Source organism: Microbulbifer sp. ARAS458-1 (assembly GCF_045348205.1).
Classification (GTDB): Bacteria; Pseudomonadota; Gammaproteobacteria; order Pseudomonadales; family Cellvibrionaceae; genus Microbulbifer.
Genome location: NZ_CP155838.1, coordinates 2,648,062 through 2,667,432, shown reverse-complemented (window position 1 = coordinate 2,667,432; position 19,371 = coordinate 2,648,062). Strand labels below are relative to the sequence as shown.

General features: G+C 56.7%; 14 protein-coding genes and 1 riboswitch. Of the genes, 12 read left to right on the top strand and 2 right to left on the bottom strand.

Features of this window, described 5'->3' with window-relative positions; translation table 11 throughout:
• Window positions 1-137: 137 nt before the first annotated feature.
• Window positions 138-1,079, bottom strand: a complete 942-nt coding sequence (gene trxB / locus AAFH99_RS11030) for a thioredoxin-disulfide reductase (protein WP_043316252.1) — start codon at window positions 1,077-1,079, stop codon at window positions 138-140.
• A 459-nt stretch (window positions 1,080-1,538) separates the two neighbouring features.
• Here trxB and AAFH99_RS11025 point away from each other — a divergent pair, with 459 nt between their 5' ends.
• From AAFH99_RS11025 to AAFH99_RS10995, 7 genes are all read left to right on the top strand, one after another.
• Complete coding sequence (locus AAFH99_RS11025; RefSeq protein ID WP_406827763.1) at window positions 1,539-3,863, top strand: DNA translocase FtsK; 2,325 nt, start codon at window positions 1,539-1,541, stop codon at window positions 3,861-3,863.
• A gap of 103 nt (window positions 3,864-3,966) precedes the next feature.
• On the top strand, window positions 3,967-4,584 hold the full coding sequence (lolA, locus tag AAFH99_RS11020; RefSeq protein WP_043316255.1) for an outer membrane lipoprotein chaperone LolA: 618 nt from the start codon (window positions 3,967-3,969) through the stop codon (window positions 4,582-4,584).
• Window positions 4,577-5,926: a replication-associated recombination protein A gene (locus tag AAFH99_RS11015; protein WP_406827762.1), complete on the top strand. Its 1,350-nt coding sequence runs from the start codon at window positions 4,577-4,579 to the stop codon at window positions 5,924-5,926. Before lolA ends, AAFH99_RS11015 begins: the two co-directional genes overlap by 8 nt.
• A gap of 85 nt (window positions 5,927-6,011) precedes the next feature.
• Window positions 6,012-6,386 (top strand): fluoride efflux transporter CrcB, encoded by a 375-nt coding sequence (gene crcB / locus AAFH99_RS11010; RefSeq protein WP_043316257.1) that lies wholly within the window; start codon window positions 6,012-6,014, stop codon window positions 6,384-6,386.
• A gap of 18 nt (window positions 6,387-6,404) precedes the next feature.
• Window positions 6,405-7,679 (top strand): serine--tRNA ligase, encoded by a 1,275-nt coding sequence (gene serS, locus AAFH99_RS11005; protein WP_406827761.1) that lies wholly within the window; start codon window positions 6,405-6,407, stop codon window positions 7,677-7,679.
• An 18-nt stretch (window positions 7,680-7,697) separates the two neighbouring features.
• Entirely contained in the window at window positions 7,698-9,077 is a 1,380-nt protein-coding gene (gene cysG / locus AAFH99_RS11000; RefSeq protein ID WP_406827760.1) for a siroheme synthase CysG, read from the top strand.
• Between the two features lie 96 nt (window positions 9,078-9,173).
• On the top strand, window positions 9,174-9,437 hold the full coding sequence (locus AAFH99_RS10995; RefSeq protein WP_043317977.1) for a hypothetical protein: 264 nt from the start codon (window positions 9,174-9,176) through the stop codon (window positions 9,435-9,437).
• Between the two features lie 161 nt (window positions 9,438-9,598).
• On the opposite strand, the gene AAFH99_RS10990 is transcribed toward AAFH99_RS10995, so the two are convergent.
• Entirely contained in the window at window positions 9,599-11,956 is a 2,358-nt protein-coding gene (locus AAFH99_RS10990; RefSeq protein ID WP_406827759.1) for a penicillin acylase family protein, read from the bottom strand.
• Window positions 11,957-12,300: 344 nt separating this feature from the next.
• Here AAFH99_RS10990 and AAFH99_RS10985 point away from each other — a divergent pair, with 344 nt between their 5' ends.
• From AAFH99_RS10985 to AAFH99_RS10965, 5 genes are all read left to right on the top strand, one after another.
• The gene (locus AAFH99_RS10985; protein WP_406827758.1) at window positions 12,301-14,907 is read left to right on the top strand and encodes a TonB-dependent receptor; all 2,607 of its coding nucleotides are present in this window, start codon (window positions 12,301-12,303) and stop codon (window positions 14,905-14,907) included.
• Between the two features lie 200 nt (window positions 14,908-15,107).
• The gene (gene egtB, locus AAFH99_RS10980) at window positions 15,108-16,493 is read left to right on the top strand and encodes an ergothioneine biosynthesis protein EgtB (protein ID WP_406827757.1); all 1,386 of its coding nucleotides are present in this window, start codon (window positions 15,108-15,110) and stop codon (window positions 16,491-16,493) included.
• Complete coding sequence (egtD, locus tag AAFH99_RS10975; RefSeq protein WP_406827756.1) at window positions 16,490-17,443, top strand: L-histidine N(alpha)-methyltransferase; 954 nt, start codon at window positions 16,490-16,492, stop codon at window positions 17,441-17,443. The genes egtB and egtD overlap by 4 nt, the downstream gene beginning before the upstream one ends.
• Entirely contained in the window at window positions 17,427-17,951 is a 525-nt protein-coding gene (locus AAFH99_RS10970; protein ID WP_406827755.1) for a DUF411 domain-containing protein, read from the top strand. Before egtD ends, AAFH99_RS10970 begins: the two co-directional genes overlap by 17 nt.
• A 98-nt stretch (window positions 17,952-18,049) precedes the next feature.
• Window positions 18,050-19,090, top strand: a complete 1,041-nt coding sequence (locus AAFH99_RS10965; RefSeq protein WP_406827754.1) for a hydrolase — start codon at window positions 18,050-18,052, stop codon at window positions 19,088-19,090.
• 49 nt (window positions 19,091-19,139) lie between these two features.
• Window positions 19,140-19,287, top strand: a riboswitch (cobalamin riboswitch).
• Window positions 19,288-19,371: the final 84 nt, after the last annotated feature.

Sequence of the window (19,371 nt, the reverse complement as noted above, 5' to 3'; positions counted from 1 at the left end):
ACTGTTTTCTTCGCAGAATCATTGTAACCAGATTGGTTCAGGCTTTTTCAGTTATCCCAAACTGTGGGACAGCAGTGGCTCAAGAGCCGCCTTTTATAACACCGTGTCAGCGCTTCCTGGAAACGCCCCGGCGCAAGTTACTGGGCGTCGAGGTAGCGCTCAGCATCCAGTGCCGCCATACATCCGGTACCCGCAGAAGTAACCGCCTGACGGTAAATATGGTCGGATACATCCCCTGCCGCAAACACGCCGGGCACAGAGGTCTGAGTGGCGTTACCGTTCAGGCCGCTTTCTACCACAATGTAACCGCCATTCATTTCAAGCTGGCCTTCAAAAATATCGGTGTTCGGCTTGTGCCCAATGGCGATGAAAACACCGGAAACATCCAGCTCCTTGGTCGAGCCATCCTGAACGTTCTTCAGGCGAACCCCCGTTACGCCATTGTCGTCACCGAGGACCTCGTCCAGGGTGTGGTGCCAGCAGAGATTGATGTTGCCGTTTTGTGCTTTTTCCATCAGACGATCCTGCAGGATCTTCTCGGAGCGCAGTTCATCGCGACGATGCACCAGGGTGACTTCAGCCGCGATATTGGACAGGTACAGGGCTTCCTCTACTGCCGTGTTGCCACCGCCGACCACGATCACTTTTTGATCGCGATAGAAAAATCCATCACAAGTGGCACAGGCGCTCACACCGCGTCCCTGGAATGCTTCTTCTGAGGGCAGGCCCAGGTACTGGGCGGAGGCGCCGGTGGAGATAATCAGGGCGTCACAGGTATAGGTCTCGTTACCCTTCAGGGTAAACGGGCGCTGTTTCAGGTCCACTTCGTGGATGTGATCGAAAATGATATTGGTGTCGAAACGCTCGGCGTGCTGCTGCATCTGAACCATAAGGTCTGGGCCCTGCAGATCGTGCACGCCGCCCGGCCAGTTCTCAACTTCCGTGGTAGTGGTCAGCTGACCACCTTGCTGCATACCGGTGATCACCACCGGGTTCAGGTTGGCACGTGCTGCATAGATCGCGGCGGTATACCCAGCCGGGCCAGAACCGAGAATGATCAGGCGGTGATGATTGCTCATATCAGAACTCACTGTACTTCAGTTTTCGGAATTGGAATTTGTATTGCTACGGCGCCGTGTAGCAAGCCCTTTTGCAGCCGCCTGGAACCCATTGTTCCAGTATCGGTGAGGGGAAGCGGTCGCTTGTAACGGTACCCGCTTAATTTCGCGGGCAATGATAGGGGATGGCGCCATGCTGACCAAATAGTTTGATCTAATTTATATCATTGCACCTCTTTATAGGCTGACCGTATTGCCACGGCATCCTTCCTCCGGGATGGTGTTGCGCGGGACATTAAGAGTACTGGAGGTATGTCACATAAGTTATTGTTTTTTAAGTTAAAATAATAACTTAAAGTGATTTATCAAGTTGCTTCACGGTAGCATTTACCGCACGCCTGTAGTACACAGACCTCCAGATACCCTGAAGAGCAGCGCTCAGCGCGCCCTTCATGAAGAAAGAAATAGCCGAGGTGGCCATTGAAGGCTGAGAGTGAAACCGAATCCGGGGCCGAAATTCCGGAATCCCTGATAGCGCGCATCGTGCGCGAGGGCGCCCTGATTACATTGCTGGCGGGCGCCTTACTTGTCGGCATCAGCCTGTTGAGTTATAGCCCGCAGGACCCCGGCTGGTCTCATACTGGTAGTGGCCGCGATATCTCGAACGCCATCGGACCAACCGGTGCCTGGCTCGCCGATGTCTGCCTGTCACTATTGGGTTGGATGGCCTACCTATTTCCCGTGCTGATCGGCTGGCGGGCATACCGGATTCTACGTGACAGGAATGCGCGTTTTCACGGCCCGCTGTTCGCACTGCGGGTAGCCGGCCTACTACTGCTGCTTGTGGCCGGCGCCGGTATAGCCACCCTGTGTTTCACCGAATCCGCGCAGCCATTACCGTTTTCCAATGGGGGAATTATTGGTGCTGCGGTTTCCTCTGCCCTGGAACACGGGCTCGGCTACGTGGGCGGTACCATTCTGTTATTGGCCACCTTTGCTATAGGGGTCACCGTATTTACCGGAATGTCCTGGCTCCAGCTTTTCGAAGATATCGGCCGAAGTGTCCTGTTTGTATTCAATTGGCTGGGCAATCGGTTGGCTCGAGCAAAGAAAGCGCGCGAGGAGCAGCGGGTAGCCCGTGAAGCTATCGTGGTGCGCAAAGCGGCTGTAGAAGAAGAAAAACAGCGGACCGCAAAGCGCCAGCCGCCACAGATTGCCCCTTCGGCACCCCCCCCCAAACCGAGCCCACGGGCAGTAAAAGAAAAGCAGGGCGAGCTCTTCAAAGGGCCGGTCACCGGAACCTTACCGGCACTCTCTTTACTGGACCCGGCTGATGACAACAAAAAGGCCGGCTTTAGCCGCGAGGCGCTGGAGGCACTTTCCCGACTGCTGGAGCTGAAGCTCAAAGATTTTGGCGTGGTCGCAGAGGTCGTCTCCGTACTGCCTGGGCCAGTGGTAACCCGCTTTGAGATTCAGCCTGCGCCAGGGGTAAAAGTCAGCCGAATTACCAACCTCGCGAAAGACCTGGCGCGCTCCCTGGCGGTAATCAGTGTGCGGGTTGTCGAGGTGATTCCGGGAAAATCGGTGGTGGGTATCGAAATCCCCAATGAAAACCGTCAGATGGTGCGCCTAACCGAAGTACTCGGCGCCGAGGTCTATGAAAAATCCAGTTCCGCACTGACTTTGGCCCTTGGGCACGATATCGCCGGGCAGCCGGTGGTTGCGGACCTGGCCAAGATGCCACATCTACTGGTGGCCGGTACCACCGGGTCCGGTAAGTCTGTGGGCATCAATGTGATGCTGCTGAGCCTCCTGTACAAATCCACACCCGATGAGGTTCGCCTGATCCTGGTGGATCCGAAAATGCTCGAGCTCTCGGTCTACGAGGGAATCCCGCACCTGCTGACGCCGGTAATAACCGATATGAACGACGCAGCCAATGGTCTGCGCTGGTGTGTGGGTGAAATGGAGCGGCGCTACAAGCTGATGGCCGCAATGGGCGTGCGCAACCTCGCCGGCTTCAATCGCAAAGTAAAGGAAGCGGCAGCCAAAGGTGAGCCACTGGAAGATCCGACCTGGCAGCCAGACCCGATGTCCAGCGTCCCGGAGGCGGAGCAGACCCGTCCACACCTCAAGCCGCTGCCGGCGATCGTGGTTGTGATCGATGAATTTGCCGACATGATGATGATCGTCGGTAAGAAGGTTGAGCAGCTGATCGCACGGATTGCCCAGAAAGCACGGGCGGCCGGCATCCACCTTTTGCTGGCAACCCAGCGTCCATCGGTGGATGTGATTACCGGTCTGATCAAGGCGAACGTACCCACGCGTATGGCGTTCCAGGTTTCTTCCAAAGTTGACTCGCGCACCATTTTGGACCAAGGGGGTGCTGAGCAGCTCCTTGGTCACGGGGATATGCTATATCTGCCGCCGGGCACCGCAGTGCCCATAAGGGTGCACGGTGCCTTTGTCGATGACCATGAAGTGCACCAGGTTGTAGCAGACTGGTGCCGCCGTGGTGAGCCTGAGTATATTGACGGCATTGTTGATGACTCCAACAACAGCATTCCCGTGCCGGGAATGGCGACAGAGGGAGGGGACGAGGATCCGGAGGCGGACGCCCTCTATGACGAAGCTGTGGCTTTTGTGACCAAATCCAGGAAGGCGTCCATTTCTTCGGTTCAGCGCCAATTGCGCATCGGCTACAATCGCGCCGCCCGCATGATCGAGACCATGGAGGCGGCTGGGGTTGTGTCGCCGCAACAAGCCAACGGTAACCGCGAGGTACTGGCGCCGCCACCGCCCTGATGGCACACCACTGAGCGCAATATAGATTTTCTGCAGGTTCAGGCCGGGTTCACCCGGGTCCGACTAGGCTTTAGGGACAGATCAGCAAACTGGAAGGCATCGAATGAAACGCACACTGAGCATTTTCCTGATCGCACTGGGCTGCACCTTTGGTACGGCTAAGGCAAGCGCCGACGCCAGCGAAGAGCTTAGCCGCCTGCTGCAGCCCCTGGGAGCCATCTCCGGCAATTTCAGTCAGACCCTGAAAGACCAGAAGGGTAAAACTCTGCAGAAGAGTAGTGGCAATTTTTCCGTTCAGCGGCCGGGCCGCCTGCGCTGGCAGACCGGCGAGCCCTTCCCGCAGCTTCTTGTCACCAACAACAAGAAGCTCTGGCTGTACGACCCGGATCTGGAGCAGGTAACGATCCGCCCGGTAGACAGCCGCATGAAAGAAACCCCGGCGCTTTTGCTGGGCGGCAAGGTTGAAGAGATCCGGGGCTCGTTCAATGTCGAAAACAAAAAGGGCGCTTACTATCTGACCCCAAAGCGGGCATCGGCACCGTTTAAATCTATGGTGATCCGTTTCGACGGCAAGGGCCTGCCTTCGGCAATGACCGTGCGAGATGGCATGGGGCAGACTACCGATATCCGCTTTAATGGTCTCAAAGCCAACCCAAAACTGTCATCCGGCATCTTTAACTTCAAACCCCCAAAGGGTACCGACGTTATTCGCGATGAATGATTTATTCCGGTCACCGCGCCGGCATCAGCCCCTGGCCGCACGTATGCGGCCCGACACTCTGGCCCACTATGTGGGCCAGACGCATTTATTGGGTCCGGGTAAGCCGCTGCGTGAGGCGGTGGAGCGCGGCCAGCTGCATTCTATGGTGCTCTGGGGGCCACCCGGTGTCGGTAAGACCACCTTCGCACGACTGCTCGCCCAGGAGTGCGATGCGCGTTTTGCGACGCTTTCCGCCGTGCTGGCCGGGGTGAAGGAGATCCGTCAGGCAGTGGCGGAGGCTGAACAGCATGCTGCCCAGAGCGGCCGAGGCACGATCCTGTTTGTGGATGAGGTGCATCGCTTCAATAAATCCCAGCAGGACGCCTTTCTTCCGTACGTGGAAGAGGGCACCGTAACCTTTGTCGGCGCCACCACCGAAAACCCGGCGTTCGAGCTGAATAACGCTTTGTTATCCCGCTGCCGAGTCTATCTGCTGCGCAGCCTGAGCGAGGATGAGCTCGCGGGGATGTTGCGACGCGCGCTTACAGAAGATGAAGAGCTTAGCAGCCGGAACATCGCGATATCCGATGAGATCCTGAACAAAATCACCCTGAGTGCAGACGGCGACGCACGCAGCGCACTGAACCTGCTGGAAATTGCCTGCGATCTGTCGCGAGAAGAGGGCAGCCGGCAGGTGATTGATGAGGATGTTCTGGCGGAAGTGCTGACCGCAGACGTGCGCCGTTTTGATAAGGGCGGGGATTTTTTCTACGACCAGATCTCAGCGTTGCACAAGTCGGTGCGAGGGTCCGACCCGGATGCAGCGCTCTACTGGTTTGCGCGCATGGTGGATGGCGGTTGCGACCCAATGTATATCGCCCGTCGCGCGGTACGTATGGCGAGCGAGGATATTGGGAACGCCGACCCCCGCGCCCTCGAGATAGCCCTGAATGCCTGGGATGTCCAGGAACGCCTCGGTAGCCCGGAAGGGGAGTTGGCCATCGCTCAGGCCATCACCTATCTCGCCGTCGCTGCAAAAAGTAACGCGGTATACAGCGCGTACAAACGTGTGTTAGCCGATATTCGTCGCGAGCCAAGCTACGAAGTGCCGGTACATTTGCGCAATGCGCCTACCAGGCTGGCGAAGGAAATGGCCCATGGCGCCGACTACCGCTACGCCCACGACGAACCGGACGGTTTCGCGGCAGGGGAGAACTACTTCCCTGAGGCCATCGCCAGTCGGCGATATTACGACCCGGTGCCAAGGGGGCTTGAGCTGAAGATCAGTGAAAAGATGGAAAAGTTAAGGGAACTCAACCGAAGCAGCGGCCGGCAACGATACCCGGAGCGGGAAAAGCGCTAGAATCGCCCTTCGTCTCAACGGGCGTGTGTCACGACCCGAATCGGCCCTTGAATAGACCCCGATAAGAACAAAAGGACCTGATCCAATGCAGTGGATTGCAATTGCCCTGGGTGGCGCGGTGGGCGCGATCATGCGTCACCTGATCGGCCTGTGGAGCTACCCGGTGTTTGAACACCGTTTTCCCCTGGGCACCTTGATTGTCAATGTGCTCGGTTCACTGCTGATCGGCTTCGCCTACGTGATGATCGTCGAGCGAGGTGCGCTCGGTCACGAGTGGCGCCTGCTGATCATGACCGGTCTGTTCGGGGCTCTCACCACCTTCTCGACCTTCTCGCTGGAAACTGTGCTGTTGTGGCACAATGGCCAGCCTTTAACGGCGCTGGCCTATGTGACGGTCAGCTTTCTGGTGTGTCTGGGGGCGACCGCAGCCGCCGTCACACTGGGAATGAAATATCTGTAACGCGGTAATCAATTAATCATGCTCGACCCAAAACTCATTCGTACCCAACTCGACGATGTGGCTGCAGCCCTGGCCAAGCGCGGCGTGCAGCTGGACACAGCAAAGCTGGAACAACTGGAAGAACAGCGCAAGGAACTGCAGGTGCGCACCGAAGCCCTGCAGAACGAGCGCAATACCAAGTCGAAGAATATTGGCCGCGCAAAAGCCGCCGGCGAAGATATCGCGCCGCTGTTGAAAGAGGTGGAGTCTCTGGGTGGGCAGTTGAACGAAGCCAAGCAGGCCCTTGGAGAATTGCAGCAGCAGTTGGATGAAATCCTGCTGGCAATACCCAATCTACCGGACGCGTCTGTACCGGAAGGCAAAGACGAAGACGATAACGTGGAGGTCGCCAAGTGGGGCGAACCCCGCAGCTTCGACTTCGAAGTACGCGATCACGTCGACCTGGGCAGCAATCTGGGCGGCCTCGACTTTGAAGTAGCCAGCAAGATTACCGGCTCCCGCTTCGCGGTCATGACAGGCCAGGTAGCAAAACTGCACCGCGCTTTGGCACAGTTCATGCTAGATCTTCACGTAGAAGAGCACGGCTATACAGAAGCCAATGTGCCGGTAATAGTAAATAGCGATTCCCTGTACGGAACTTCCCAGCTGCCCAAGTTTGCGGAAGATCTGTTCAAACTGGAGGACGAGCGTAGTTTCTACCTCATTCCTACCGCAGAAGTACCGCTGACCAATTTGTACCGCGATGAGATCGTCGATGCCGATCAGTTGCCGCACAAATATGTCAGCCACACCAACTGCTTTCGCTCAGAAGCCGGCTCCCACGGGCGCGATACCCGCGGCATGATCAGGCAGCACCAGTTCGAAAAAGTGGAACTGGTTTGTTTCGCCCGCCCTGATCAGTCCATGGACACGCTCGAACAGCTCACCAGTCACGCAGAAAATGTTCTGCAGAAACTGAACCTGCCATACCGCAAAGTGGTGCTGTGTGGTGGCGATATGGGATTTGGTGCAACCAAAACCTATGACCTGGAAGTGTGGATTCCGTCTCAGGACAAATACCGTGAGATTTCTTCCTGCTCCCTGATGGGGGACTTCCAGGCCCGGCGTATGAAAGCCCGCTGGCGCAACCCGGAAACGGGCAAGCCAGAACTGCTGCACACCCTGAACGGATCCGGGCTTGCAGTGGGCCGTACGCTGATCGCGGTACTGGAAAACTACCAACAGGCCGATGGTAGTATCGAGGTGCCGGAAGTACTGCGCCCCTATATGAAAGGCGCAACCATGATCGGCTAAGCAGTATGGAATAAGACTTTGCGTTACCTGCCTCTCGCTTTTGATTTGAAAAACCGTCCCTGTCTCATTGTTGGGGGCGGTTCCATCGCCACGCGCAAAGCGCGGCTACTCAACAAGGCGGAGGCCCGCCTGCTGGTGGTGGCTCCGGATATTACCGATGAGTTGCGCCAGCTGGTCATGGCCAGCGGTGGTGAATACATCGTTGGCACTTATCGCAAGGAATTGCTTGAGAACGCCGAAATGGTGGTTGCCGCCACCGCCGATGGCGATGTGAATGCCCAAGTGTCTGCCGACGCCCGCGCACATCGCCTGCCGGTGAATGTGGTCGACTCACCAGAGCACTGCACCTTTACCTTTCCCTCCATTGTCGAACGCGGACCGGTAGCCATCGGCATCTCCAGCGGTGGCTCCGCACCGGTTCTCACGCGCATGCTGCGCGCACAAATCGAAACACTGCTTTCCCCCGGGCTGGGGCTCATCGCCGAACTGGCCGGGCGCCTGCGCGACAAGGTCAAAATCGCATTGCCGGAAGCCCAGCGCAAAGATTTTTGGCACTGGGTGTTCAATGGTCCGGTGGTAGGCCAGATAGAGCGTGGCCACAAGGCGGAAGCCGAGCAGACGGTGCTGGAAGAATTGCAGCGCTGGGAACAAAAACCGGCGCCCAGCGGTGAGGTTTACCTGGTGGGTGGCGGCCCCGGTGATCCGGACCTGCTGACCTTCCGTGCCCTGCGCCTGATGCAGCAGGCCGATGTCGTACTCTACGATCGACTGGTTTCTACCGAGGTACTGGAACTGGTGCGCCGGGATGCAGAACGTATTTACGTGGGCAAAATGAAGCAGTTCCATTCCGTGCCCCAGGATGACATCAACCAGCTGTTGGTGGATCTGGCGAAAGAGGGCAAGAAGGTTCTGCGGCTCAAAGGTGGTGACCCCTTCGTGTTCGGCCGCGGCGGTGAGGAAATCGACAAGCTGGCGGAAGCGGAAGTACCGTTTCAGGTGGTACCCGGTATTACCGCCGCCATCGGCTGTTCTGCTTATTCGGGTATTCCTCTGACCCACCGGGATCACGCGCAGTCAGTGCGGTTTATCACCGGCCACCTGAAGCAGGGCGATCTGGTATTGCCCTGGGAAGAGCTGATCACCAAAAATCAGACACTGGTGTTCTATATGGGTCTGACGGGTCTTCCCACCATTTCCGAGAAGTTGATTGCCAACGGGATGGATGCGGATACACCAGCGGCGCTGGTGGAGAAGGGTACGACACGGGATCAGCGGGTGATTGTCGGCACAATCAAGACCCTGCCGGCGCTGGCGGAGACCCATCAAGTGGAGGCGCCTGCGCTGACGATCATCGGCGGTGTGGTGAAGCTGCGTGAGAGCCTCGGCTGGTACCAGTAAGCTCTCTGTCTGCGCGCTACAGCTTAGGCACCCAGTCCACTAACCATTGGCAAACCCCTATCTATACTGAAAGGGATGTTTGCCTATGGTGGTTTTATGCTGTGGATGTTGCTTTGCTTTTATTGCACTCTTCTGGTGCGCAGTTTTCTGCCTCGAGAAAGTGAAATCGCGCTGCCTGACGAAGACGACAGCCACCTGCGCCGCTATTCCCGCGCTTACAAGATCAAACGCAATTGGGTGAAGAATCTCTGGATCGGCGCATCTTTGCTGATGATTTGCTTTCCATTGCTGCCGTTTATCCTCGGCCTTGGACTTTTCACGTCCTTTCTATCTTTTGCGATCCTCGACGAAACTGCCTGAAATTTCTCTGAATTCGACGATAAGGTGCTGATACCGGGTACAAGCTTGCAAGACCTTCCGCGAGAGGGACCTCGCGGAAGAGCCCCCATGGATGGGTTCACGGCGTGTCTTGCAAGCTTGTACCCGGTAGCAGCACCGCCACAAAATTAATTAGGGTCCACTCACTGCAGAGTCAGTGTGTAGGCAGCGGATTTCTCAGTAAAACTAGAGGCCTTACCTTCCACCCAGTCCCGGTGACCATTACCAAAGAATGGAGAGAGCGGATGCGCGCTCTGGCCGGTGGCCATATGGAAAATACCCAGCTCTTCGTGGCCCGGTGCGACAACCAGTCGCTCAGAAGCACCATTGGTCGCGGACTGGAAACGGGGCATATGGGAGTCGCCGGGGAGCGGGTCGGCGGGCATGGCGGTGAACCAGTTTATAGCGGAGACCGCACGGGCCAGCGGGTGCTGGATTTTAGCGGAATTTTGCACGCCCCAGGTTTGCTCGGATAAGGGCAGGCCGCCTTCAGCCATTTCTTCCAGAACCAGATCCAGAGCGGCGATTTTCAGGTCGTGCCAGCTTTCGTATTCCGGGTTCAGCAGGTGTGCGGGTTCGCCGGAAAGCATTTCCCAGGCCGGGTATTCCACCTGGCGGTTTACGCGACCAAATTTAAAGCCTTCGTCATAGCGCTTCATATAAGTGAGTACCGGTGCGGTCGCCAGGTCGATAAAGCGCAGGCGGAAGTTGCGGACGATGCGATAGCCCACGGAGTCCGCACTGGCGCGGGCGCCCCAGTTTTCTACCTGTTCAAGAACATCCGCATAACCCCCATTGTCTTTCAGCAGTGCCGCCAGATGTTGCTGCCATCGCTCAAGGAATACAGCGCGGTCATCCAACTGAATGTCGAGGAGGTCCTGTTCGGTGAAGGATTCTTTCGCGAATAGATTGTCGCGTATCTGCTGTTGGCGAGCGCCGAGGGCGTAGCCGCCGTCACCCATTACACGAAGATATTCGCCATCCATGGTGCGCGAGTTGGCCGTCCAGATACGATGAGAGGGCGGGTTGTATATGTGCGGCTGCTCTGCCAGTGTCAGGTACCCATCCCAGTAGGCGGTGCCGTCCGCCCAGCTGACGGAACGATTGCCTTCCAGTCCGACGCGACGGGGGATGGGGCCAGCAACGGTCCAGCCGATATTACCCAGGCTGTCGCCCAGTACGAAGTTTTGATGGGGTATACCGAGTTCCGGCGCCAGGTCCATAGCCTCTCGGGTGGTCTCGACTACCTCCATCAAAAGGAGATTCATGTTGGCACCTTGAACGTCGTGAGCCACCCATCGGTAGGCGAGTGGGTTGCCCGTGTAATCCTCGCCGACGACCGGTCCCCAGATGGTTTTTCGCACCTTGAGCACTTCGGTTACGCCACCTTTGACGGCGAGGGGCTCGTCAACAACATCAAAAGCCCGCCAGCCTTCCGGAGTGCGATATTTTTCTCCGTTCTGGGAAATTTCCAGGGGGATCAGATCACCCCAGTCGGCAGTGGTATTGGTGAAACCCCAGGCTACTTTGCCATTACTGCCGGCAACGATGATCGGACCGCCGGGTAGGGTGGCGCCGCGCATTTCGAAGTCGGTGCCAGGGACATTCCAGCCTGCGCGATACCAGATATTTGGCACGGTGATCGCCAGATGCATGTCGTCTGCCACGATGGCCGCCCCATGCTCGGTCAGCGCCCCACCTACGACCCAATTATTGCTGCCGAAGATCATGTCTTCACTTTCCATCGGCTCGTAAGCCATGGGTTCTCCATCTTCCACCAGCGACGCGATATGGGTCTGGGGCAAGGGCAGGGGGCCACGGGCATCGCCAATCAGTGGCGCGTCCCAGATCCCCCCCTTGGGCACAAAAAAATGATAGAGGTCTTCTGGCAGCAACTGCGCCAGAGCATTGTCACGGAGCTCAAAATTTCCGGTATTACTTTGCAGTGTCATGTACATGCTGAATATGGTTAGCAGGCTATCGGCGGGGGCCCACTCACGGGGCTGTGCCTGCAATAGTGCGTATTCCCAGGGAGCTGCCCCAAGTTCCGCAAGGCCAAAGTTCACACCCGCCGCATACTGCATAAGGATCTGCTGCTGGTCATCGGGCATTGCCGCCACATTGCGCTCAGCACGCTCGCGGAATTGATGAACGCGGATTTCCCGATCATGGGGCAGTGCGGCCTCACCTACCAGTTCAGCCAGTTCACCTGCCGAATTGCGCCGCAGAAGGTCCATCTGAAAGAAACGTTCCTGGGCATGTAAAAAACCGAGGGCGAAAGCGGAGTCGGTGCGGTGCTCGGCCTGGATGAAAGGAATACCCTGTGAATCCCGCTCTACGGTCACGGGGTTGGACAGCGCCCCGGTGTCCAGCACGCCGTCCAGTATCGGCAGGCTCTGGCGCAGCCAGATCCAGGTGGCCGCTACAACAAGTAACAAAAGGACAAGAGCGGCAACAGCACTGCGTAACAGGCGTCGTGGCCAGGGGGATAGGGTCAACATCGCGAGGTCTCTCGAAGGTTGGTTGGGTTTTGTTATTTTGGGACAGCCGGCACTCAATTACAGAGTGGTGCGGTCCGCTGTTTCAGTGAGTCTATCAGTATACGAGGCCGCTTAAATGGTTACCGAAGGACACTATACGGTCACGGTTATCACTTTTTTGTAGCGTTATGCGCCATGTAGGCGCAAAATTCCACTCTGAAATACTGCAAAACTGACCAGTCACAAGAAAAAGGTCACAACAAGCTTTTATTGGGACCGAGCTACACGTAAGATGGCCCAACATAACTATCAATAACGACCAATTTCCATCACGCTTTTCATATAACTACAAACGCGAGGACGCGATGATGTACAACGCCGATCAGTCCGGAAAAAACCGTTCCTTTTCCCTGACCACTCTCTCCGCTGCCATTGCTGTAACCACTGCCATGAGCAGTGCTGCTTACGCCGCAGAAATTGAAGAGGTGGTTGTAACCGCGCAGAAGCGCGCGGAAAACCTGCAAGACGTGCCCATTGCCATCTCCGCTTTTACCGGAGACAGCATGAAGGCCATGGGTGTGAAAAACCTTACCGACCTCGGTAAATTCACCCCGGGTGTGGAAATGAACAACGACACACCTCTGCAGCCTACCTACAGCGTGCGCGGTATCGAGACCGGCGACTTCACTGTGGGCTCTGACCCCGCTGTAGCCGTATATGTCGATGGCGTGTACACCGGCCGTGGCGCCGGCGCCGAGATTCCACTGGCGGACATTGAGCGTGTAGAAGTACTGAAAGGCCCGCAGGGCACACTGTTTGGCCGAAACGCCACCGGTGGTGCCATTCACATCATTTCCAAGAAGCCGCAAGCTGAAAATACCGCAGAGCTGAACCTCACCGCCGGTAACTACGGTCGCGTATCTTCTGACCTGCTGTTGAATAGCGAACTCGCAGATAATCTCTACGGCCGCTTTACCGCATCCACCAATCGCCGCGACTCTTTCGCCGATAACCTGGCGAACGATTTCGAAGTAGGGAACATCGATACCCAGACCTACCGTGCCTCCCTGCTGTGGGAGCCGACTCCCAGTACCGAAGTGCTGTGGCGTGCTGAATACGGAGTAATGGATCAGGGCAGTGCATTGCGCACCTCCATCGTGCCATCGCTGCAGGCCGAGGCCGGCGGCACTGATGTGTTCGGTGACTACGCGCTGGATACTCCAACTATCGAAGACCGTGACTCCTGGGGCACCTCCCTGTCGGTGGTACACGATTTCGACAACTTCACTTTCACTTCTATTACTGCTTACCGTGGGTTTGAAGCCCATCTGCAGCAGGACGAAGACGGTACCGCGAACCCGGACTACATGTTCGGCTCAGCCAACTTCGACGATCAGACCCAGTTCTCTCAGGAATTCCGTCTGAACGGCGCTACCGACACCCTGAAGTGGACCCTGGGTGCGTCCTACTCTCGTGAAGAGCTGGAGCACACTACCGATGCTTACTTCACCGCCGGTTCTCTGGAATCTTTCGCAGTGTATGAAGGGGTGAAGGCACAGGTGGACGCACTGGGCCTGGACCTGACCACGACCCAAGTGGAAGAAATGGCTTATCAGCAGCGTCAGGCCATGATTGCTGGTGGTCTTGAGGGTGCGGCCGTGTCCACCTTCCTCTACGACCTGATGGTACAGTCCGGCCAGGCCGACGCACTACTGACCAGCCTGGGCGCGCCTGCCGGTATCACAGCCAGTATGCTGAATCGCGAGCAGATGGCTGCGCAGCTGATGGCGGGCATCACTCCGTGGGTAATGGCTGACACGCCATGGAACGAGTCGGTACTCAACACCGGAGACTACCGCTCCGCCGCCATTTACGGTGACGCCACCTGGAGCCTCACCGACAGGATGGATCTCACCATCGGTGCGCGTTACACCGCCGACGAGAAAGATTTCTCCATCGTCAGCTCCTACCAGAATACGCTGCCAATCGCGCTTGCGGGGGGACTGGTTGACATCATGGCTCCCGATGGCAGCGTGATGATGCAGATGCCTCTACCAGCGGTGCCGTCCTGCGATAACGCCGTAGCACCACCGTGTATTCCGGCCGAGCGCTTCGGTATGGCATTCAACAACAATGGTATTGCCGATCTGAGTCAGGATCTGAGCGACTCCTGGAGCGATCTCTCGGGCCGTATCGTTCTGGATTACCGCTGGAATGACGACGTGATGACTTTCGTCTCTCTGGCGGACGGTTTCAAAGCTGGTGGTTTCAACAGCTTTAGTGCCGCCCCAGGTATCGACCCGTCGTTTGATCAGGAAGGTGTCACCAACCTGGAAATTGGTCTGAAGAGCAGCCTGTTTGACAACGCCGTGCGCTTCAACGCCTCCGTATTTGCGTACGACTACAAGAACCTGCAGCAGCTGGATCTCGTAGGTGCGCCGATTCCGAACTACTACCTGCGCAATGCGGATGCCGAAGGTCGCGGTGCAGAATTTGAAGTTCAGTGGGCAGCGACCGATAGCCTGTTTATCGCCGGTAACTACTCTTTCCTCGACACCGAGTACACCCGCTACCAGATCATTGAAGCGATTGGTGAAACGGAAGAGGAGCATTCTCGTGTTGGCCAGCCTCGCGTCGGCACCCCGGAGAACAAATTCAACCTGATGGCTGAATACACCTGGGAACTGGCGGCCGGCGGTGACGTGGTACTGCGCGGTGATTACAACTGGACCGACGAGCGTGTTGGTTCCATCAGCGACCCGGCCCGTGTCATTCCGGACTACCAGCTGATGAACCTGCGTGCAGGCTGGAACAGCGCTTCGGACCGTTACTCTGCAGCCCTGTGGGTTCAGAACGTAACCGACGAGGAGATTGCTGGTGGCTATGGCGGTACCGGTGCGGCCATTGGTGCAAGCCCGGCCTGGCGTTTTATGCCGCGCATGTATGGTGCAGACTTTACCGTGCGTTTCTGAGCACGGACGCAGTCTGCGAACCGGCGCTTAGCGCCACTGGAAAGGGTCGGCTCTGCCGGCCCTTTTTGCGTATTGGGGCAGGGTAGTATTGTTTCGGGAATAAGTGGCGCCGATTGCTGCGCCAAAGTGACTTCCGACATGGGAATCCACCGCAATGGATGTATGATCAAGAGCATCTAATGCAGTTCTCAGGACATGGAATGAACCTGACCTCAGAGTTGGATCCCGCCATTACAATGCCGGAAGTCGATAGTCACTCCGCGCTTTATTGGAGCGAAAGCGAGGGTCGCGACCTAAGCCTCGATGAGCGTGTCGCACTCTTGTCCCAGTATCAACGCGTGCGCGCACAGACGGAGGCGCTCACGGAACCGCTGTCTGCTGAAGACCTGCAACTTCAGTCCATGCCCGATGCCAGCCCCGGAAAGTGGCATATGGCGCATACCAGTTGGTTTTTTGAGACTTTTATCCTTCAGCCGCATGCGCCTGACTACGACCCGTTCGATCGCGATTTTCACCACCTCTTCAATTCCTATTACAACTCTCTGGGCACACCGTTTTTCCGGCCACAGCGGGGCCTGTTATCCCGTCCCAGCCTGCTTCAGGTACAGAGCTACCGCCATTTCATCGATTGTGAGATCGAGCGTTGGTTGACAGAGGAAGAGGTCACGGCAGAGCTGGCCAATCTGCTGGTGCTCGGTTTGAACCACGAACAGCAGCATCAGGAGCTGCTGCTGACCGATATCAAACACGCGCTGTCGATCAATCCGCTACGTCCAAGCTACCGTGAAGATATTTTCGCAGGCGATGACCAAGAGGAGATCGCCGACCGGCATTGGCTGAGCATCCCTGAGGACAATTACACCCTGGGCAGCGACGGCCAACAATTTGCTTTTGACAACGAAGGTCCTGCCCATCAGCGATTTCAACCCGCCTTTCGCATCGCCACACGACTGGTAACCAACCGTGAGTATCTCGAATTTCTGCAGGATGGCGGATATCGAGAACCGCGGCTTTGGCTCTCGGATGGTTGGGCGGACATTACCCGTTCCGGCCGCCGCGCGCCGCTGTACTGGCACGAACAGGATGGTGAATGGCTACATTTCACCCTGGGCGGGATGCGCCCAATTGACCTGGATGCGCCGGCTTGCCACTTAAATTTTTACGAAGCCGATGCATTCGCCAGCTGGTCAGGGTACCGACTACCCACAGAGTTCGAGTGGGAAATCGCCGCCTGGCTACACTGCCACAAAGATGCACAGCGCACCGCCAATATGCTGGAATCGGGACACTTCCGGCCGGTGAGCGAGCAGGAGGAACTTTTCGGCCATGGTGCGCCGGACGGCGCGCAATTTCTTGGTAATGTCTGGCAATGGACCTCCAGCGCCTATCAACCCTATCCCGGCTTCCGCGCCAGTGGCGATGCGGTTGGTGAATACAACGGTAAATTCATGTGTAACCAGATGGTATTGCGCGGTGGTTCCTGCGTGACACCACGCAACCATATCCGAATCACTTATCGGAACTTCTTTTACCCGCACCAGGCCTGGCAATTTACCGGAATCCGCCTGGCAGGAGATGGACTATGAATATGGCGGCACAGGGAATTGCCATAGTTCAGGCATTTGAGCAGGACGTATTGGCCGGCCTGGCTGCACCGCAGAAAACCCTGCCTTGTAAATATCTGTACGACGAGGTGGGGTCGCGTCTCTTTGAAGAGATATGCACCCTGCAAGATTATTATCTGACCCGCACAGAAGCCGACATTTTCGCTCGGGAAATCCAGGCAATGGCAGAGGCTATAGGCCCGCAAGTCACCCTGATTGAGCCTGGGGCGGGCAACTGTGAAAAAGCGGAGCCATTACTGCGGGCAATGCTGTCACCTGCCGGATACTTTCCTCTGGATATTTCTCCAGAAATTCTGCTGGCCGCACGCCAACGTATACAGCGCCGTACGCCGGAGCTGCCAATTCGACCAGTCGTTGGGGATTTTACCAGTCATAGTGTCTGGCGGGAGCTTCCAGAAATTCCCGGGCGCAAAGTCGTATTTTTCCCCGGGTCCACTATCGGAAACTTCACTCCGGAACAGGCCCTCGCGCTTTTGTCCCTGTTCGCAGAGCAGTTGCGCCCGGGTGATGGGTTGCTACTGGCCGCGGATCTGGTGAAGGATTCCGTGGTACTAGAAAGGGCCTACCATGACAGTAGTCACGTTACCGAAGCATTCAATAAAAACCTGTTACGCCGCATCAACCGTGAACTGGATGGTTCCTTCAATCTCGACGCTTTTGCACATCGGGCGTTTTATCACCGCCTGCGCCGTCGGGTGGAAATGCATCTTGTCAGCCTCGAATCGCAAGCGGTAGAGGTATGTGGCCGGCAGTTTCATTTTGATGAAGGCGAGACCATCCACACGGAAAACAGCCATAAATATACGCTGGCAGCATTGAAAGAGTTGTTGCGATCAACCGGATTTCAGCCCCAGCAGTACTGGACCGATCACCAACAACATTATGCGATTTACTATGCCGAAGCTGTTTAGTCTATTTGAAGCGGTAAAGCCCACATTGTGGTGCGTGTTCCTTTTTTCTTTACTGAGTGGATGCGCATCAAATACTGGCGATACACGGTCAGGGGATGCCGCGGCCTTCGGGGGCAATCAGATTACCGTTTACAAATCACCCTTCTGCCTTTGCTGCAATGACTGGATCGAACATCTGGAAGGCAATGCATTTGCCGTAACCAGTGAGAATGGACTGGATACCGCCAGTGTCAAACAGCAGTGGAAAATCCCACCGAGTATGCAAGGTTGCCATACTGGCGTATGGAACAATCAATATGTTTTTGAAGGTCACGTACCCGCGCGGCTGATTCGCCAGTTCCTGGCAAATCCCCCTAAAGGGAGTATCGGACTAGCGGTACCCGGAATGCCGCAGGGCAGCCCTGGCATGTTCCGGGGCAAGAACTTTGAGCCGTATGTGGTTTATGCCATTCAGTCCAACGGTGAATACCGTTTCTACGAAAAAGTGACTGCACCGGAAGCCAGCTAGCATCACCCGGGAAAGAACCCCTGCCGGGCTGGAATCGCCGTCCGACAGGGGATACCCTTTGCAGCCATTACTTATGTTTTGTTACGGCTGCGCGCAATTTGAACTCTTCCACGTCTACCTCGCCCGTATCTAGGGATCACCCGCATTTACAACAGCCCTTTACCCCAGGTATCGGACTCACAAACTGCCACCTGCAAACCGTTTTTCCGGTTTTCCATCGCTCAAAACCCTGGGTGCGCACTCAGGCACAATGGCTGGAAACACCCGATGGGGATCGTATTGCATTACACACCCCGGTGCGCCTCGAAGATGACCCCGGTCGCCCCATTGTATTGATCCTACATGGTCTTGAAGGCTCGGTGGAATCCCCGTATATACAAGGGCTGATACCCGCGCTGATATCTGCCGGGTTTCAGGTTGCGGTCATGCATTTTCGCGGTTGTGGCGGTATTCCAAATCGGTTGCCCCGGGCCTACCACAGTGGGGATAGTGACGACCCGCGCTGGTTAGCCGGTAGACTCACGGCGCACTACCCGAATACGCCGCTCATGGCTGTCGGCTACTCCCTAGGCGGCAATGTACTGCTGAAATGGCTGGGTGAAGACGGTGATAAAAGCCCACTGACTGCCGCGGTCTCTGTCTCTGCGCCGCTGGATTTGCACCTTTCGAGCAAGCAGATGAATACCGGGTTTTCAAAGGTCTATCAGAAGCACCTGCTCGACAGCCTCAAGAAGAGTCTGACGCGTAAGACGCGGGACCTGGAGCTGGCTCGCAAGATGCCGCCAATAGACCACCCTCGTGCATTCAGCAATTTCCGTCACTTTGATGACCACTTCACCGCGCCCCTGCACGGCTTCACCGGGGTCGATGACTATTACACACGGGCGTCGAGTTTGCCTCTCCTCAGTAACATTGCACGTCCTACTTGCCTGATCCACGCACTCGACGACCCGTTTGTATCGCCGAAAGCGGTTCCTACCGATTCTGACGTCAGTGCTTCGGTCACACTGGCAATCAGCAAGCGGGGAGGGCATGTAGGTTTTGTGAGCGGAAGCCTGTGGAAGCCCGTGTACTGGCTGGAGTCGATTATTCCTGCTTTTCTTACAGCCCAAGTAGCGGCAGTTACCGGGAAAGTTTGACTTTCCGGACCCATTCCCCTAATTTCGCCACCGCGATACGAGGTGCCTTCTGCCCTGAGCCCAGCAAGGCTCAATACCGGCTGAGAAGGTTAAACGGGAAGTCCGGAAATCCGGCGCTGCCCCCGCAACGGTGATCTGCTCTGTCCCTGAATAGGTGAGCGGTAAGCCCGATACCGGCCTCTGATCGAATCACGATGGAGCGGAGGGCTACCATCCTGCAATACGACCTACCGCGCGTGCGCGCACCGCATTGCTATTCCTCCCTCGATCCCATGTGCATT

Excerpts from the sequence above, each read along its gene's own strand:
- AAFH99_RS10990 (WP_406827759.1), bottom strand. The coding sequence starts at position 11,956 with ATGTTGACCCTATCCCCCTGGCCACGACGCCTGTTACGCAGTGCTGTT.
- lolA (WP_043316255.1), top strand. The coding sequence starts at position 3,967 with ATGAAACGCACACTGAGCATTTTCCTGATCGCACTGGGCTGCACCTTT.
- egtD (WP_406827756.1), top strand. The coding sequence starts at position 16,490 with ATGAATATGGCGGCACAGGGAATTGCCATAGTTCAGGCATTTGAGCAG.
- AAFH99_RS11015 (WP_406827762.1), top strand. The coding sequence starts at position 4,577 with ATGAATGATTTATTCCGGTCACCGCGCCGGCATCAGCCCCTGGCCGCA.
- AAFH99_RS10985 (WP_406827758.1), top strand. The coding sequence starts at position 12,301 with ATGATGTACAACGCCGATCAGTCCGGAAAAAACCGTTCCTTTTCCCTG.
- AAFH99_RS10995 (WP_043317977.1), top strand. The coding sequence starts at position 9,174 with ATGCTGTGGATGTTGCTTTGCTTTTATTGCACTCTTCTGGTGCGCAGT.
- trxB (WP_043316252.1), bottom strand. The coding sequence starts at position 1,079 with ATGAGCAATCATCACCGCCTGATCATTCTCGGTTCTGGCCCGGCTGGG.
- AAFH99_RS10970 (WP_406827755.1), top strand. The coding sequence starts at position 17,427 with ATGCCGAAGCTGTTTAGTCTATTTGAAGCGGTAAAGCCCACATTGTGG.
- crcB (WP_043316257.1), top strand. The coding sequence starts at position 6,012 with ATGCAGTGGATTGCAATTGCCCTGGGTGGCGCGGTGGGCGCGATCATG.
- egtB (WP_406827757.1), top strand. The coding sequence starts at position 15,108 with ATGAACCTGACCTCAGAGTTGGATCCCGCCATTACAATGCCGGAAGTC.
- serS (WP_406827761.1), top strand. The coding sequence starts at position 6,405 with ATGCTCGACCCAAAACTCATTCGTACCCAACTCGACGATGTGGCTGCA.